13 protein-coding genes are annotated in these 16,292 nt (G+C 54.8%); 8 read left to right on the top strand and 5 right to left on the bottom strand.

Annotation, left to right across the window (positions count from 1 at the left end):
* The first annotated feature begins 32 nt into the window (after positions 1-32).
* From ACX3P5_RS09875 to ACX3P5_RS09895, 5 genes are all read left to right on the top strand, one after another.
* The gene (locus ACX3P5_RS09875) at positions 33-1,307 is read left to right on the top strand and encodes a YeaH/YhbH family protein (protein WP_233988005.1); all 1,275 of its coding nucleotides are present in this window, start codon (positions 33-35) and stop codon (positions 1,305-1,307) included.
* A 250-nt stretch (positions 1,308-1,557) separates the two neighbouring features.
* Entirely contained in the window at positions 1,558-3,285 is a 1,728-nt protein-coding gene (locus tag ACX3P5_RS09880) for a potassium/proton antiporter (RefSeq protein WP_233988004.1), read from the top strand.
* A 77-nt stretch (positions 3,286-3,362) separates the two neighbouring features.
* Positions 3,363-3,596: a DUF1480 family protein gene (locus tag ACX3P5_RS09885; RefSeq protein ID WP_094121422.1), complete on the top strand. Its 234-nt coding sequence runs from the start codon at positions 3,363-3,365 to the stop codon at positions 3,594-3,596.
* A 378-nt stretch (positions 3,597-3,974) separates the two neighbouring features.
* The gene (gene wbaP, locus ACX3P5_RS09890; RefSeq protein WP_233988003.1) at positions 3,975-5,441 is read left to right on the top strand and encodes an undecaprenyl-phosphate galactose phosphotransferase WbaP; all 1,467 of its coding nucleotides are present in this window, start codon (positions 3,975-3,977) and stop codon (positions 5,439-5,441) included.
* A 128-nt stretch (positions 5,442-5,569) separates the two neighbouring features.
* Positions 5,570-6,769, top strand: coding sequence for a multidrug effflux MFS transporter (locus ACX3P5_RS09895; RefSeq protein ID WP_336755334.1), 1,200 nt, complete (start codon positions 5,570-5,572; stop codon positions 6,767-6,769).
* On the opposite strand, the gene dadX is transcribed toward ACX3P5_RS09895, so the two are convergent.
* Entirely contained in the window at positions 6,766-7,836 is a 1,071-nt protein-coding gene (dadX, locus tag ACX3P5_RS09900) for a catabolic alanine racemase DadX (protein WP_458968636.1), read from the bottom strand. The genes ACX3P5_RS09895 and dadX overlap by 4 nt on opposite strands.
* A gap of 19 nt (positions 7,837-7,855) precedes the next feature.
* Positions 7,856-9,157, bottom strand: a complete 1,302-nt coding sequence (locus ACX3P5_RS09905; protein WP_458968637.1) for a D-amino acid dehydrogenase — start codon at positions 9,155-9,157, stop codon at positions 7,856-7,858.
* Between the two features lie 504 nt (positions 9,158-9,661).
* On the opposite strand from ACX3P5_RS09905, the gene ACX3P5_RS09910 reads away from it, so the two are divergent.
* Positions 9,662-11,197 carry a SpoVR family protein gene (locus ACX3P5_RS09910; protein WP_233987999.1) on the top strand — a complete coding sequence of 512 codons (1,536 nt, stop codon included), beginning with the start codon at positions 9,662-9,664 and terminating at the stop codon, positions 11,195-11,197.
* A 589-nt stretch (positions 11,198-11,786) separates the two neighbouring features.
* Here ACX3P5_RS09910 and fadR read toward each other — a convergent pair.
* A complete protein-coding gene (fadR, locus tag ACX3P5_RS09915) occupies positions 11,787-12,506 on the bottom strand; it encodes a fatty acid metabolism transcriptional regulator FadR (protein WP_233987998.1) in 720 nt (239 codons plus the stop codon).
* Positions 12,507-12,717: 211 nt separating this feature from the next.
* On the opposite strand from fadR, the gene nhaB reads away from it, so the two are divergent.
* Positions 12,718-14,244 (top strand): sodium/proton antiporter NhaB, encoded by a 1,527-nt coding sequence (gene nhaB / locus ACX3P5_RS09920; RefSeq protein ID WP_458968638.1) that lies wholly within the window; start codon positions 12,718-12,720, stop codon positions 14,242-14,244.
* A 126-nt stretch (positions 14,245-14,370) separates the two neighbouring features.
* Positions 14,371-14,901 carry a disulfide bond formation protein DsbB gene (dsbB, locus tag ACX3P5_RS09925; RefSeq protein ID WP_233987996.1) on the top strand — a complete coding sequence of 177 codons (531 nt, stop codon included), beginning with the start codon at positions 14,371-14,373 and terminating at the stop codon, positions 14,899-14,901.
* 50 nt (positions 14,902-14,951) lie between these two features.
* On the opposite strand, the gene ACX3P5_RS09930 is transcribed toward dsbB, so the two are convergent.
* Together ACX3P5_RS09930 and ACX3P5_RS09935 are read right to left on the bottom strand one after the other, a co-directional pair.
* Entirely contained in the window at positions 14,952-15,398 is a 447-nt protein-coding gene (locus ACX3P5_RS09930) for a YcgN family cysteine cluster protein (protein ID WP_233987995.1), read from the bottom strand.
* Positions 15,399-15,462: 64 nt separating this feature from the next.
* Positions 15,463-16,122 carry a fumarylacetoacetate hydrolase family protein gene (locus ACX3P5_RS09935; protein ID WP_233987994.1) on the bottom strand — a complete coding sequence of 220 codons (660 nt, stop codon included), beginning with the start codon at positions 16,120-16,122 and terminating at the stop codon, positions 15,463-15,465.
* Positions 16,123-16,292 lie beyond the last annotated feature (170 nt).

Raw genomic sequence — 16,292 nt, forward strand, 5'->3', positions numbered from 1 at the left:
GACCTGCTTGCAATGTAGTTTGGGGGAACACTATGGCCTATTTCATCGATCGCCGGCTTAACGGTAAAAACAAGAGCGCGGTCAACCGCCAGCGTTTCTTGCGCCGTTATAAGTCGCAAATCAAGCAGTCGATCTCCGAGGCCATTAACAAACGCTCGGTTACCGACGTCAGCAGCGGTGAATCTGTTTCAATACCCATTGATGACATCAATGAGCCGATCTTCCATCAGGGACGCGGCGGGAATCGTCACCGCGTGCATCCCGGAAACGACCATTTTGTGCAGAATGACCGCATTGAGCGACCTCAAGGTGGCGGTGGCGGCGGCAGTGGTCAGGGCAACGCCAGCCAGGATGGTGAAGGTCAGGATGAATTTGTTTTTCAGATCTCGAAAGATGAGTATCTCGATCTGCTGTTTGAGGATCTGGCTCTGCCCAATCTGCGTCGGAATCAGCATCGTCAGCTGAATGAATACAAAACCCACCGCGCCGGTTACACCTCCAACGGCGTTCCTGCCAACATCAGTGTGGTGCGTTCGCTGCAGAACTCGCTGGCGCGCCGCACGGCGATGACGGCAGGTAAACGCCGGATGCTGCACGAGCTGGAAGAGACGCTCAGCATGGTGGAAAAATCGGAACCGGCACAGCTGCTTGAGGAGGAGCGGCTGCGTAAGGATATCGCCGAATTACGCGCGCGCATCGAACGCGTGCCGTTTATCGATACCTTCGACCTGCGTTATAAAAACTTCGAGAAACGCCCGGAGCCTTCCAGCCAGGCGGTGATGTTCTGTTTAATGGACGTTTCCGGTTCCATGGATCAGGCGACCAAGGATATGGCGAAGCGTTTCTATATTCTGCTCTATCTGTTCCTGAGCCGGACCTACAAGAACGTGGATGTGGTTTATATCCGCCATCACACTCAGGCGAAAGAGGTGGATGAACAGGAGTTCTTCTATTCGCAGGAGACCGGCGGCACCATCGTTTCCAGCGCCCTGAAGCTGATGGATGAGGTGGTCAAAGATCGCTACGATCCGGCGCAGTGGAATATCTATGCGGCGCAGGCCTCGGACGGCGACAACTGGGCCGATGATTCGCCGCTGTGTCACGAAATCCTGGCGAAGAACATCCTGCCGGTGGTGCGTTACTACAGCTATATCGAAATTACCCGCCGCGCGCATCAGACCCTGTGGCGCGAGTATGAACATCTGCAGGCGATGTTCGATAACTTCGCGATAGAGCATATTCGCGAACCGGAAGATATCTATCCAGTGTTCCGTTCTCTGTTTCATAAACAGGCGACCGAAGCCTGATCAACCAAGCCGGCTTATCACCGGCTTGTTTTTTATCTGCCGAATAACCTGCTAAAAGAGTGGCTTTTCTGCCGCTTGCCTGCCAACTCCCTCATTCTTCACATTAATCTGATTCCATAAGCCAGTTAACAATTGGTATAATTTTCAATTTGACCATGACAACTCTTTGATAAAACATTATCTTTTAGGGATAGCATGGACATTTGTCACCCTTTGCAGCCACGCAACGCCATAACTCAGGAGCCCGGGTTTGAACCACACCATTGTTTACAGTCTGTTTATCATCGGTTCCGTGCTGGTAGCCTCGAGCATTTTGCTCAGCTCTTTCTCCTCACGCCTGGGTATTCCTATCCTGGTTATCTTCCTGGCGCTGGGTATGCTGACCGGCGTGGATGGCATCGGCGGCATTGCCTTTGATAACTACCCCGCCGCTTACCTGATCTCTAACCTGGCGCTGGCTATCATCCTGCTGGATGGCGGGATGCGAACCAAAGCCAGCTCGTTTAAGGTAGCGCTGGGGCCCGCCCTGTCGCTGGCTACCGTCGGCGTGATGATTACCGCGGGCTTAACCGGCGTGGTGGCCGCCTGGCTGTTTAATCTCGATATGATGCAGGGCTTTCTGATTGGCGCGATTATCGGTTCTACCGATGCGGCGGCGGTATTCTCGCTGCTGGGCGATAAGGGCCTGAACGAGCGCGTCAGCTCAACCCTGGAGATTGAATCGGGCAGCAACGACCCGATGGCGGTGTTTCTGACCATTACCCTGATTGAGATGATTGAGCAAGGCCAGACCGGGCTTGACTGGATGTTCCTGGTTCACCTGGTGCAGCAGTTCGGGCTGGGCATTGTGTTAGGCCTCGGCGGCGGCTGGGCGCTGCAGCAGTTAATCAACCGCATCAGCCTGGCGGGCGGGCTCTACCCGCTGCTGGCGTTGAGCGGCGGTATTCTGGTGTTCGCCCTGACCACGGTGCTGGAAGGCAGCGGCATTCTGGCGGTCTATCTGTGCGGCTTCCTGTTGGGTAACAGCCCGATTCGTAACCGTCACGGCATCCTGCAGACCTTCGACGGCATGGCCTGGCTGAGTCAGATCGGGATGTTCATCGTGCTCGGCCTGCTGGTGACGCCTTCTGATTTGTGGCATATCGCCGTGCCGGCGATGATTCTGTCGCTGTGGCTGATTCTGGTGGCGCGCCCGCTCTCGGTGTTTATCGGCCTGTTGCCGTTCCGCAGTTTTACCACCCGCGAGCGCTTCTTTATCAGTTGGGTCGGCCTGCGCGGTGCCGTGCCGATTATTCTGGCGGTGTTCCCGATGATGGCCGGACTGGAGAACGCCTCACTTTATTTCAATATCGCCTTCTTTGTGGTGCTGGTCTCGCTGATGCTGCAAGGTACCTCACTGGGCTTTGCCGCGAAAAAAGCCAAAGTGGTGGTCCCGCCAACGGCCTCACCGATCAGTCGGGTAGGCCTGGATATCCATCCGGAGAATCCGTGGGAGCAGTTCGTTTATCAGCTCAGCGCCGACAAATGGTGCGTCGGTGCCGCGCTGCGCGATTTACAGATGCCGCGTGAAACCCGGATTGCGGCGCTGTTCCGCGACAATGTGCTGATGCATCCCAATGGCGGCACTCGCCTGAAAGAGAACGACGTTATCTGCGTGATTGGCCGCGAGCGCGATTTGCCGGCGCTGGGCAAGATGTTCAGTCAGTCGCCGCCGGTTTCGCTCGATCAGCGCTTCTTTGGTGACTTTATCCTTGATGCGGAAGCCCGGCTGCGTGATGTGGCGCAGATATACGGTCTGGAACTGGACGAGGAGACCAATGACCAGCAGTCGCTGGGGCAGCTGATGCTGAGTATGCTGGGCGGCGCGCCGGTGGTTGGCGATCAGGTGGAATGGAACCAGCTGACCTGGACCGTGGCCGAGAAAGAAGATAACCGTATTGTGAAGATTGGTGTGCGCCCGGCTGAAGAGAAGGAATAATCCTAATCATTCTGCCCCGTTATTTTCTGCTGATGCACTAAGCTAAGAGTTCAAGCCCGCTTAAACAGGAGAAATGAATGGGACACGTGGTTAAAATTGGTCGTTATGAGATTGTGGATGCCGATCTTGACAGTGAGAACCCCGACACCGTCAGCATCCCCTGTGATACCAATCCCGGCTTAATTACGCAACTTGATGGCTGGGATCGTGACACCAGCATTCCGGCCTGGATCGACGGGGAACCGGTCAATCTGCAAATTGGTCATTATGATAAACAGCAGGACCGCTGGATTTTAAAGAAGCCCGCCTGAGTTGACTTCACTACCGCCGGTCGAGAGATTTGGCGGTAATTCCTAAAAACAGTCTTAAACAGTTTGGTTATAACCACCCCTTCTCTTATTTTATCCTTATTAAACATAGAATTATGACTTTAAAACTTTAATCAGTTTTAACGTTTTCAGATTTTTTCCGTATTAACTCTGTCAAATAACTCCTGCATACTCATACTCAACGCTGCAATATTTCGTGAGTGACATCACGCTTTATCCGTCACTCTTTTCGCAGCTTCTTTTGGCTGTACTGACTGCAACAGACTGAAAATGATTTTTTAATTTTTTCAGTAGCCCACTCCTGAGCGCGTACTTGATTCTGGTCAGGCCATCTTTTACTTGAGAAAGAGAGCAGGTTTTATGGCAAGTACATTGATAATGAATAACCCGAGCCGCTCCTGGAGCGGAACGCGAAAAAATATCATCGTAAAGTTCGCCCTGAGTTTTTCCGATCTGATTGCACTTAATCTGGCGTTGTTTTTATCGGCCGCCACTGTTCAGGGTATTTGGGGAGAGCTGGATACATTTATTCCCCCGCAACAAATTGAATATCGTTTTGTTGCACAATTTATTATGTCCGTCATGTGTACCGGCTGGTTCTGGGTACGCCTGCGCCACTACACCTATCGCAAACCTTTTTGGTTCGAGCTGAAAGAGATCGTTAAGACACTTTTCGTTTTCTCCCTGCTCGATCTCGCCCTGATCGCTTTTTCGAAGTGGGATTTCTCCCGCATGGTGTGGGTGTTCAGCTGGACTTATGCCCTGCTGCTGCTGCCGTTGATGCGTGCCGTAGTGAAGCGCGCGATTAATAAAGCCGGTCAGTGGCAGAAAGAGACGATCATTATCGGCTCCGGCCGGAATGCCACCGAGGCCTACGCGGCGCTGCAAAGCGAAGAGATCCTGGGCTATAACGTACAGGCGTTTATCTCGGTAGACGATGTGCCCGCCGAGCAAAGCGTTAATGGCGTCCCGGTTATCACCTGGAAAGATATTAACTGGCAAACCATCGACCGCGACAACGTGCAGTTCATTGTGGCGATGGAGTATGAGCAGCAGCCTATGCGTGATCGCTGGCTGAAGTTCCTGTCGAAGATGAACTGTCGTTCCGTCTCGGTGATCCCGACCCTGCGCGGTGTGCCGCTCTATGGTACCGATATGTCATTTATCTTCAGCCATGAAGTGATGATCCTGCGGGTCAGTAATAATCTGGCTAAGCACTCCTCGCGGTTCCTGAAGCGCGCCTTTGATATTATTGTCGCGTCAATGCTGCTGCTGTTCCTCGGCCCGATTTTTGCCCTGCTCTGCTACATGGTGAAGCGCGATGGCGGCAATGCTATCTATGGCCATGAGCGCGTCGGTCAGGATGGTAAAAAGTTTAAGTGCCTGAAATTCCGTTCCATGGTGACCAACTCGAAAGAGGTGCTGGAAAATCTGCTGGCCACCAGCGAAGCCGCGCGTATTGAGTGGGATAAGGACTTCAAACTTAAAAATGATCCGCGCATCACCAAAATCGGTGGCTTCCTGCGTAAAACCAGCCTCGATGAGTTGCCGCAGCTGTGGAACGTCATCCGTGGCGAGATGAGCCTGGTGGGACCGCGCCCGGTGATTGAAGCGGAACTGGAGCGCTATGCCGGTGATGTTGATTACTATCTGATGGCGAAGCCTGGCATGACCGGCTTGTGGCAGGTCAGCGGACGTAATGACATTGATTACGATACCCGCGTCTACTTTGACTCCTGGTATGTGAAAAACTGGGCGTTGTGGACCGATATCGCCATCCTGTTCAAAACCGCTGGCGTGGTACTGCGTCGTGATGGTGCCTACTAACTGACAGTAAGCGATGCCTGTTTCGCACAGGCATCGCAACTTCCGCATCTTCTCCTCTATCTTTTTTTGTTGTGAATCATTACCCTCTGCGGCTCGTTTTTTAACAGAACGTTCACCCTCTGGTCGTTATGCAAAAATTTACTCTACTGTTATTGAGCCTGGTGTTGCTGGCACCTTTAGGCATTGATCTCTATTTGCCCACGCTGCCGCAGATTGCGGAAGGGCTGAATACGCCGGTTAACCTGGTGCAGACCACCATCCCGCTGTTTCTGCTGGTGATGGGGCTGGGACAACTGGTGACTGGCCCGCTGGTGGATAACTATGGCCGTAAGCCGATTGCCCTGCTGGGCCTGGCGCTCTACATCGCTGGCAGCGCCATTGCTGCTACCGCCACCTCATTTCCGCTGTTTCTGCTTGCCCGTCTGGTGCAGGGCTGTGGCGTCTGTTGCAGCGCGGTCGTCGCCTTCAGCGGCGTACGCGATCGCCTGAGCGGTGATGAGGCGGCACGCGCCTATGGCTTTCTGAATGGCGCATTAAATATCGTTCCGGCACTGGCTCCCCTGCTGGGCGGCCTGCTGGCCAGCGCGTTCGACTGGCGCGCGCCCTTCTGGTTCCTGTGCGGCTACGGCGCGCTGATTATGCTGCTGGTCATTGTCTGGCTGCCCGAAACGCGCCCGGCCGATACCCTGCGGGTGAAAGGATTGCCGATTGCGCAGTATGCCGCCATTTTACGTCAGCCTCGCTTCCTGGCGTTTGCTTTTGCCAACGCGGGCGCACTGGGCATGGTGCTGACCTATGTCTCTCTGGCTCCACAGGTATTGATGACCGAAGGCGGCTTATCACCGATTGAGTTCTCTTTTGCCTTTGGTGCCAACGGCTTCTGGATCATGTTCGTCAGCGTCTTCGTCAATAAAACCATCCGCAAAGCGGGACGGCCTTTCTGTCTGGCGATGGGCTTTGTCACGATGCTGCTGGGTGCGCTGTTGCTGCTGGCGGGAATGATGCTGTTTCCGGCATCGATGCAGAGCCATTGGGCGTTGTATATGTTTCCGGTCGCGGTTTCGGTGGCGGGTCTGGCGTTCACCGTCGGTCCCGCGACCAGCTATGCGCTGGAGCCCTATCAGCAACAGGCTGGCGTGGCATCCGCGCTACAGGGATTTATTCAGATGGCGGGCGGTGCGGCAGGCAGCCTGGTGATTGTGGCGCTGCCGCTGGCTGAGAAGCTCTCACTGAGTCTGATGATGCTGCTGGGTGCCATGCTGGCGTTGATCGCCTGGCGCTGCAGCCGGAAGATGCGCGGCCGGGTGACCGCGCTTAATCACTCTTAACTGAGCTGAACCGGAACGCGAGGTGCCAGCGCGCACATCAGCTCGTATCCGACCGTTCCGGCCGCTTTTGCCACCTGATCGATCTTCACCTGTTCGCCCCATAACTCCACCCGCGAGCCGATGCCGGCTTGCGGACAGGGCGTTAAATCGACGGTGATCATATCCATCGACACCGCGCCTACCACCTGCGTCATCACGCCATCGACGCTGACCGGTGTGCCGTTGGGTGCGTGACGTGGGTAACCATCCGCATAGCCACAGGCTACCACGCCAATCCGCTGCGCCTGCGCCGCATGATAACGGTAGCCATAACCGACGCCATCGCCCGCCTGTAACTGCTGGATACCGATGATCTCACTGCTCAGCGTCATTACCGGCGTCAGTCCGCTGCCGGCAACATCCTGCCAGTCGCCGCTCGGTGACGCGCCATAGAGAATAATACCGGGACGAACCCAGTCATAATGGGCATCGGGATGCCACAGCGTGCAGGCGGAGTTAGCGAGCGATCGCGGACAGGTCAGCCCCTCAGCCGCCTGTTCAATACGCTGCAGCGGGGCGATTAAGCCGTCGGGATTTTCCGCATCCGCGAAATGGGCCATCAGCGTTATCTCAGCCACGTTGTTAAGCGCGCGCAATTTTTGCCACGCCGCATTAACCTGCTCAGGACGAAAGCCCAGCCGGTTCATGCCGCTGTTGACTTTGAGATAGATATCGATCGGTGCCGACAGCGTTGCATTAGCCAGCGCTTTAATCTGCCAGTTACTGTGTACGCTGGTGGTGAGACGATAGCGATCGATCAGGTGCAGATCGTCCGGCTGAAAAAAGCCTTCCAGCAGCAGGATCGGCTTTTTCCAGCCCTGCTCGCGCAACAGAATCGCCTCTTCCAGATTCAGCAGCGCAAAGCCGTCGGTGGTAGCCAGACTTTCCCAGACGCGGGCCAGACCATGACCATACGCGTTAGCCTTAACCACCGACCAGACGCGGGATGCAGGTGCGGCCTGGCGAACCACCGCCAGGTTATGCCGTAATGCCTGCTGATTAATGGTAGCGACAATCGGACGTGACATCCTTCCTCTCCCTGAAAGCTTAACGAGTAGCGTTGGCGTTACGCAGCGGCGCGGCGCTGGCCACAAAACCGGGTAAGTAACGGAACACCGACAGGTCATCGGCGGCAATCGCCGGTTGAATACCGGAGATCAGATCGGCAAGAAGCTGACCCGAACCGCACGCCATTGTCCAGCCCAGCGTCCCGTGACCGGTATTGAGCCAGAGGTTAGACACCGGTGTGGCACCGACAATCGGCGTGCCATCGGGCGTCATTGGACGCAAGCCGGTCCAGAAACTGGCCTGGGCCAGATGACCGCCTTCAGGATAGAGATCACTGACCACCATCTCCAGCGTTTCCCGCCGTGCTTCAGTCAGTCTGGTGTTAAAACCAACAATTTCCGCCATTCCGCCGACCCGAATACGATCGTCAAAACGGGTTACCGCAACTTTGTAGGTTTCATCGAGAATAGTTGAGACCGGCGCAGCATCCGGATTTTTAATCGGGATGGTGAGTGAATAGCCTTTCAGCGGATAGACGGGAATATCCACCACGTTACGCAGCAGCGCGGTGGAATAGGAACCCAGCGCCACAACATACTGATCCGCTTTAACGATCTCCTCGCCACTCTTCACGCCGTAGATGCGGTTACCGTCACGCAGCAGATGATCAATCGGTGTCCCGAAGCGGAAAACCACGCCCGCCTCCTCAGCCATTTTTGCCAGCCGCTGAGTAAACAACTGGCAGTCGCCAGTTTCATCGTTAGGCAGGCGCAGACCGCCGGTCAGTTTATGCTGGGTGGCGGCCAGTGCCGGCTCGACGCGTGCCAGCTCATGTGCCTGCAGCAATTCGTAGGGCACGCCCGCGTCACGCAGCACCGCGATATCTTTGCTGGCACTGTCGTACTGCTGTTGCGTACGGAACAGTTGCAGCGTGCCGCCCTGCCGTCCTTCATACGCGATGCCGGTTTCAGCACGCAGGGCTTTCAGGCAATCACGGCTATATTCAGCGATGCGTACCATCCGGCTTTTATTCTGCTGATAGTGGTTGATATCGCAGTTACGCAACATCTGCCACATCCACTCCAGCTGGAAGCTGCTGCCATCCAGCCGCACCGCCAGCGGTGCATGACGCTGGAACATCCACTTAACCGCTTTCAACGGTACGCCCGGTGCAGCCCAGGGTGCCGCATAGCCCGGCGAAATCTGACCGGCATTGCCTGCGCTGGTCTCCAGCGCCGCGGCAGGCTGACGATCGATAACCGTCACCTGATGTCCGGCACGCGCCAGATACCACGCGCTCGCCACACCCACCACACCACTTCCCAGAATCACAACGTGCATATGTCCCCCACCGGCATGTAAAAGCATAATTCACTATTCATCAGGCGACATTCAGCGGATTCACTCAGCGGAAATCACCTCTAAATTCCAGCAACTATTTCACATCTTTTTTACTTAGCAGGTAACTAAAATCATATCAGGCGGCAAAATACAGAGATTTATGCGCCATATCACTCCTGACCAGAAATAAATGACAACAACAGCAGTTAAATCTGCTTTTGGCAGGAGAATCATTCAACCCCATACAAACAACTTATAAACAGGATTATATGCTGGATTTTAAAATCATGGTCGAGTTAAAGGCTATTAAATTCCACTTCATTCCACTATGAATGATTTTCTGCCAAAGAATTCATTTGAGTTCGCATTTCGGATAAGCGACAGTGGGCTATCATTGTTGTGTTCGCTCAGTTTTTTTCGGGTTCCCTTTCTCAGGATGAAGCCTTAAATAACCGGAACGGGTTGCCTTTCGGGTCAGCCAGTTTGCAAAAAAAGAGGTGCGCTATGACGACAATCTTTGACGATCCCATCAAGGACAGCAAACGACTCAATGACGGACCAGACTGGACATTCGAACTACTGGATGTCTATTTAGCCGAGATCGACCGCGTGGCGAAACTCTACCGGCTCGATACCTATCCGCACCAAATCGAAGTGATCACCTCTGAGCAGATGATGGACGCTTATTCCAGCGTCGGTATGCCGATCAATTATTCCCACTGGTCATTCGGTAAAAAGTTTATTGAAACCGAACAGCGCTACAAGCATGGTCAGCAGGGGTTAGCCTACGAGATTGTGATTAACTCCAATCCCTGCATCGCCTATCTGATGGAAGAGAACACCATGACCATGCAGGCGCTGGTGATGGCGCACGCCTGTTACGGTCACAACTCTTTCTTCAAAAATAATTACCTGTTCCGCAGCTGGACGGATGCCGGTTCGATCGTTGATTACCTGCTGTTTGCGAAGAATTACATCAGTGACTGCGAGGAGCGTTACGGCGTTGAAGAAGTCGAACGGCTGCTCGACTCATGCCATGCGCTGATGAACTACGGCGTTGACCGTTATAAACGGCCGCAGAAGATCTCGCTGCAGGAGGAGAAAGCGCGACAGAAGAGTCGGGAAGAGTATCTGCAGAGCCAGGTGAATACCCTGTGGCGCACCCTGCCACGGCGTGAAAAAGAGACGGTACAGGTTGAAGCGGCGCGTTATCCCTCTGAACCACAGGAGAACCTGCTCTACTTTATGGAGAAGAACGCGCCGCTGCTGGAGCCGTGGCAGCGTGAGATCCTGCGCATCGTGCGCAAAGTGAGCCAGTATTTCTATCCGCAAAAGCAGACTCAGGTGATGAACGAAGGCTGGGCCACGTTCTGGCACTACACCATCCTGAATCATCTGTATGACGAAGGCAAAGTGTCGGAACGCTTTATGATGGAGTTCCTGCACAGTCACACCAACGTGGTGTTTCAGCCGCCCTATAACAGCCAGTGGTACAACGGCATTAACCCCTATGCTTTAGGCTTCGCGATGTTCCAGGACATCAAGCGTATCTGTCAGTCACCCACCGAAGAAGATCGCTACTGGTTCCCGGATATTGCCGGTTCGGACTGGCTGGAAACTCTGCACTTCGCGATGCGTGAATTCAAGGACGAGAGCTTTATCAGCCAGTTCCTGTCGCCGAAAGTGATGCGCGATTTCCGCCTGTTTACCGTGCTGGATGATGACCGCAATAACTTTCTTGAGATCGCCGCTATTCACGATGAAGCCGGTTATCGGGCCATTCGCCAGCAGCTCTCTGCACAGTACAACCTGAGCAATCTTGAACCGAACATTCAGGTCTACAATGTGGATTTGCGCGGTGACCGCTCACTGACGCTGCGCTATGTGCCGCAAAGCCGCACGCCGCTGGATAAGAGCCGGCGCGAAGTGCTGAAGCATGTGCATCGTTTGTGGGGCTTTGACGTGATTCTGGAACAACAGAACGAGGATGGCAGCGTCGAATTGCTGGATCGTAATCCGTCACGCGGCTCGCCGCTGTGACTTTAAAAAAAACCGGACGCGGTCTCTGATGCTCGTTAGTTAAGCGATCGGTGATAGCGCACTCTGGCGCAGCTCAGGGACTGGCGGTCCTCGCGCCGCTGCGCCTTCACTTCATTCCTCTGCCTGACGGTCCGTCGGGGATGGCACATCCTGTGCCGCCCCGCCTTTCGCCCGCGTCCTGCGGACTCTGCTGGCCAATGTTCAGCGCTGCGGATTGCCTGCCCCTGAGCGGCCCCAGCCTGCTCTGAAACTTCAGTGCGTGTTGTTAAAAAGGGCACGAGCGTGAAGGCCTGAGCGCCTCTGCTGCTGAAAGGGCTATCCGCAGCGCTGAGGCGTGACGTTGGGCCAGAACGCCACGCCGGGAAGCGTGGAGAGTTCTGGGCCGGCAAGGGAGGGCCCCGAACGGTCCGTCGGCACGACGTCAAAGCCGAAGGAACCGCGCAGCGGCGCGAGGACGGCCCGGCAGCAGCAGCGGTGCGCAGGCCCGCACTCCGGCATACTCACCCAAAAAAAAGCTGCCACGTTTAACCGTGACAGCCTTTGCAAATTTAACCTTAACGGACGAGCCTGAGGCGAGATGCCCGGTTTTTTAACGTTTACTGCTGAGATCGTCTGGCATACTTTTCTGCATACTGTGCCAGATTTCTCCGCTGCGACGCCCGTAGTGGCGCACCGCATCTACAATTTCATCCTGGCCCGGCTCTTTGTCACACAGCGCCAGTAACGAGAGATAGAAATCACGCGCCACCTGACGAGCTTCCGGATTAGAGAAGTAGTGACGACCGACGCGGGTATAGAGCCCTTTCAGTCCATTCAGGATCAGACCGTAAATCGGGTTCCCTGAAGCAAAGGCCAGACCGCGGAACACCCGATAGTCGAGTTCAGTGTAGGCATCCGCCTGATCGTCGGCACTGGCGACGGTCTCCAGCACGGCACGCGCTTTCTCCGGATGGTGGCGCAGCGCGCGACTGATAAAGATGGAGGAGATGTTGGTGCGAACCGACAGCAGGTTATCGATTAACACCGGCACGCTGTCGTGATCGAGACGGGCGAGCGTTTCCAGAATGTTCAGTCCGGACGTTTCCCAGAAGTCGTTAACCCGGGTCGGTTTTCCGTGCTGAATGGTGAGCCAGCCATCACGCGCCAGCCGCTGCAACACTTCACGTAATGTGGTGCGCGTAACCCCAATCAATTCAGAAAGCTCACGTTCAGCAGGAAGAATCGACCCTGGCGGAAAGCGGCTGTTCCAGATGCTTTCAATAATATACTCTTCAGCAAATCCCGCTGGACTCTGAGCCTTTATGACCATAGCAGTGTGTTCTCGTTGCTTTCTTAATCGTAATGGGCACTCATCATACCAGACGCCCTATAGCGGATATAGCCTGCGCAACTATTTAAACCGGATGCAGGTACCATTTTCAGGCCTGCCTCACGGCGAATTTGCCGCGATTTGCGCCAGACCCTGCTAAAGATTATTCTTTGCAGCAAAATCGATACACAACAACAGGATACTTATTCCGATGGATATGACTTATGGGCAGGCGTTAAAACGGAACTTTCTTGGCCAGTCTCCCAACTGGTATAAGGGATTAATGCTGGCTTTTCTGATCGTTAATCCATTAATTTACGCTTTTGTCAGCCCGTTTGCTGCGGGTTGGTTATTAGTAGCAGAGTTTATTTTCACCCTGGGTATGGCGCTTAAATGCCATCCGCTGCTGCCTGGTGGTCTGCTGGCGCTGGAAGCTATTTTCATCGGCATGGCCAGCGCGGAGCAGGTTAAAACCGAGCTGGCAAACAACCTGGAAGTGCTGCTGCTGTTAATCTTTATGGTGGCCGGCATTTTCTTTATGAAGCAGCTGCTGCTGTTTGTCTTTACCCGGCTGCTGCTGTCGATTCAGTCAAAAGTGCTGCTCGGCGTCACCTTCTGCCTGGCCGCCGCCTTTCTCTCCGCCTTCCTTGATGCCCTAACGGTGCTGGCAGTTGTGATCAGCGTCGCCGTCAGTTTTTATCAGATCTATCACCGCGTCGCCTCCGATCCACAAAATCAGCATCACCCGCTGGCACAACGTGAGACGCTGGAGCAGTTTCGGGCATTTCTGCGCAGCCTGATGATGCAGGCGGGCGTCGGTACCGCGCTGGGTGGCGTGATGACCATGGTCGGCGAGCCGCAAAACCTGATTATTGCCCATGCCGCCAGCTGGGACTTTACCCAATTTTTCCTGCGTATGGCGCCGGTGACCGTTCCGGTGCTGCTATGCGGCATCCTGACCAGTGTGCTGGTAGAAAAGTGTAAATGGTTTGGCTACGGCGTAACCCTGCCCGCCAGCGTACGTCAGTTGCTGGAGGAGAGCGAAAAACAGGAGGCTGCCCAGCGTACCCGTCAGGACACCATCAAACTGTGGATTCAGGCGGCAATTGGGATCTGGCTGATTATCGCGCTGGCCTTTCATCTGGCCGAAGTGGGACTGATTGGCCTGTCGGTGATCATTATGGCGACCGCGCTGTGCGGCATCACCGATGAGCACACCATCGGCCAGGCATTCACTGAAGCCCTGCCTTTCACGGCGCTGCTGACGGTGTTCTTTGCGATTGTGGCGGTGATTATTGAGCAACAGCTGTTTGCGCCGCTGGTCTCATTCGTTCTCAGCGCGGAGCCTGAGGCCCAGCTCAAATGGTTCTACGTCTTTAATGGCCTGCTCTCTTCCATTTCCGATAACGTTTTTGTCGGGTCGGTGTATATCAATGAAGCACGTCATGCCTTTGATCGTGGCGCGATTGACGCGCAGCAGTTTGAGTTGCTGGCGGTAGCGATTAATACCGGTACCAATCTCCCTTCGGTCGCTACCCCGAACGGTCAGGCGGCGTTCCTGTTCCTGCTGACTTCGGCACTGGCACCGCTGATTCGCCTCTCATATGGGCGGATGGTCTGGATGGCCCTGCCGTTTACGGTGGTCCTGTCGCTGGTCGGCTATCTGTCTATCCATTTTCTGCTGCAGCCGCTGACTGACAGTATGCTCAACATGGGATGGTTGTTACCGCCACACTGATCAACGCTTTCCCTGGTCTGGATCAGGTTCAGGTCATATTTGAACATGATTTTTCCCTGGCCCAGGCTGGTTTGACGGCGCTTTTGGTTTACACTGCGTGACATTGACGTTTACAGGGAATGCAATATGTTACGATATCTGAATCAATGTTCTCGCGGTCGTGGAGCCTGGTTATTACTGGCCCTGACGGCGCTGGCGCTGGAACTCACTGCGTTGTGGTTCCAGCATGTTATGGGGCTCAAACCCTGTGTGATGTGTATCTATGAGCGCAACGCGCTGTTCGGCGTGATGGGTGCCGGTCTGGTCGGTGCCATTGCGCCAAAAACGCCATTAAGACTGGCCGCGCTGGCATTATGGATCTACAGCGCCTGGCAGGGACTGCGTCTCTCCTATGAACACACCATGATTCAGCTGCATCCTAATCCTTTTACCACCTGTGATTTTGCTGCCCGCTTCCCGAGCGGCTTACCGCTGGATAAGTGGCTGCCGTCCGTGTTCCTCGCCAGCGGTGATTGCGCAGATCGCAGCTGGAGCTTCCTGACGCTCAGTATGCCGCAGTGGATGATTGTGGTTTTCGCCGGTTATCTGCTGGTGGCGCTGCTGGTGCTGATTGCTCAGCCGTTTAAAGCCAAACGTCGCGATCTCTTTAGCCGCTGACGCCATAAAAAAGGCTGCCATTGGCAGCCTTTTTTAATTCTTTCCGGCGCTTAGCCGTTGCGATCTGGTCGATCAATGATGTGATCTTCCCAGTCGCGTACTTCACTCTCCCGCACCGCAATATATCGCACCGAAATGCGCTGGGCGTGCATCGCATTTTTTGAGCCTGCACGCAGCGGATGCCACGCAGGCAACGGCTTGCCCTCACCCAACAGGCGATAGGCGCAGGTGCGCGGCAGCCAGTTGAACGTGGTGAGGTTTTCCCGCGTCAACTTGATGCAATCCTCTTCATATTCAAAGCGACGCTCATAGTTGCGGCACTGGCAGGTTTTGATGTTGAGCTGGTTACAGGCGACGTTGGTGAAGTAGATCTCATCGGTATCCGCATCCTGCAATTTGTTCAGACAGCACTGCCCGCAACCATCACACAAGGATTCCCATTCCTCATCGCTCATTTGTGCCAGGCGTTTGTGTTGCCAGAAAGGGGTGTCAGTCATGATGATTGTCCGGGTTTAGCGTAAACCGCACCTTATAAAGCCTCTGGTGCGGCGATGCAAGTTTTTACAGAACGCGCGTGCTGATGCCGTGACCAGCCAGTGACACTTCCAGCGTGTCGCCGGAACGCATCGGACCGACCCCTTCCGGCGTTCCGGTCAGGATCACGTCGCCAGCGCGCAGGGTGAAATACTGACTCATGTGCGCAATCAGCGGCAGGATTTTATGGATCATATCCGCGGTAGAACCGTGCTGGCGCACCTCGCCATTGACCCGCAGTTTCAGTTCAGTATTTTGCGGATCGTCACTAAATTCGGCCACCGGGATAAAGCCGGAAATCGGACAGGAGTTATCGAATCCCTTGGATTTTTCCCACGGCTGTCCGGCTTTTTTCAGTCCGGCCTGCAGGTCACGCAGCGTCAGGTCGAGCGCCACACCATAACCCGCAATCGCCTGCGCCACATGCGCTTCAGATGCCTGCTTCAGGGTCGCGCCGATCAGCACGGCCAGTTCAACTTCATGATGGACTTCGCCAAACGCATCCGGAATCGAGAGCGGCTGGCGTAAATCACACAGAGCGGTTTCCGGCTTGATAAAAATCACCGGCTCAGTTGGCGTGGCACTGCCCATTTCCTTGATGTGTTTCGCATAGTTGCTGCCAACGCAAACCACTTTGCTGACCGGAAAATCCAACAGAGCACCTTGCCAGTTACGATGCTGATACATGCTCATCCCCTGCGTAGGTTAGGTGTGATGCCAGCGTGGCTGGCGGGTTGATGTTTGCTGATGAGTTGATCGAAATGCCAACCTCATCGCCTGATAATAAGACGCTTTTTGCGGTCAGGTGAGCAGAATTTGTCAAAAAGCGTGAATCAGAGCGCGGAAGTGATGAATAA

The organism is Pantoea sp. S-LA4, assembly GCF_054482835.1.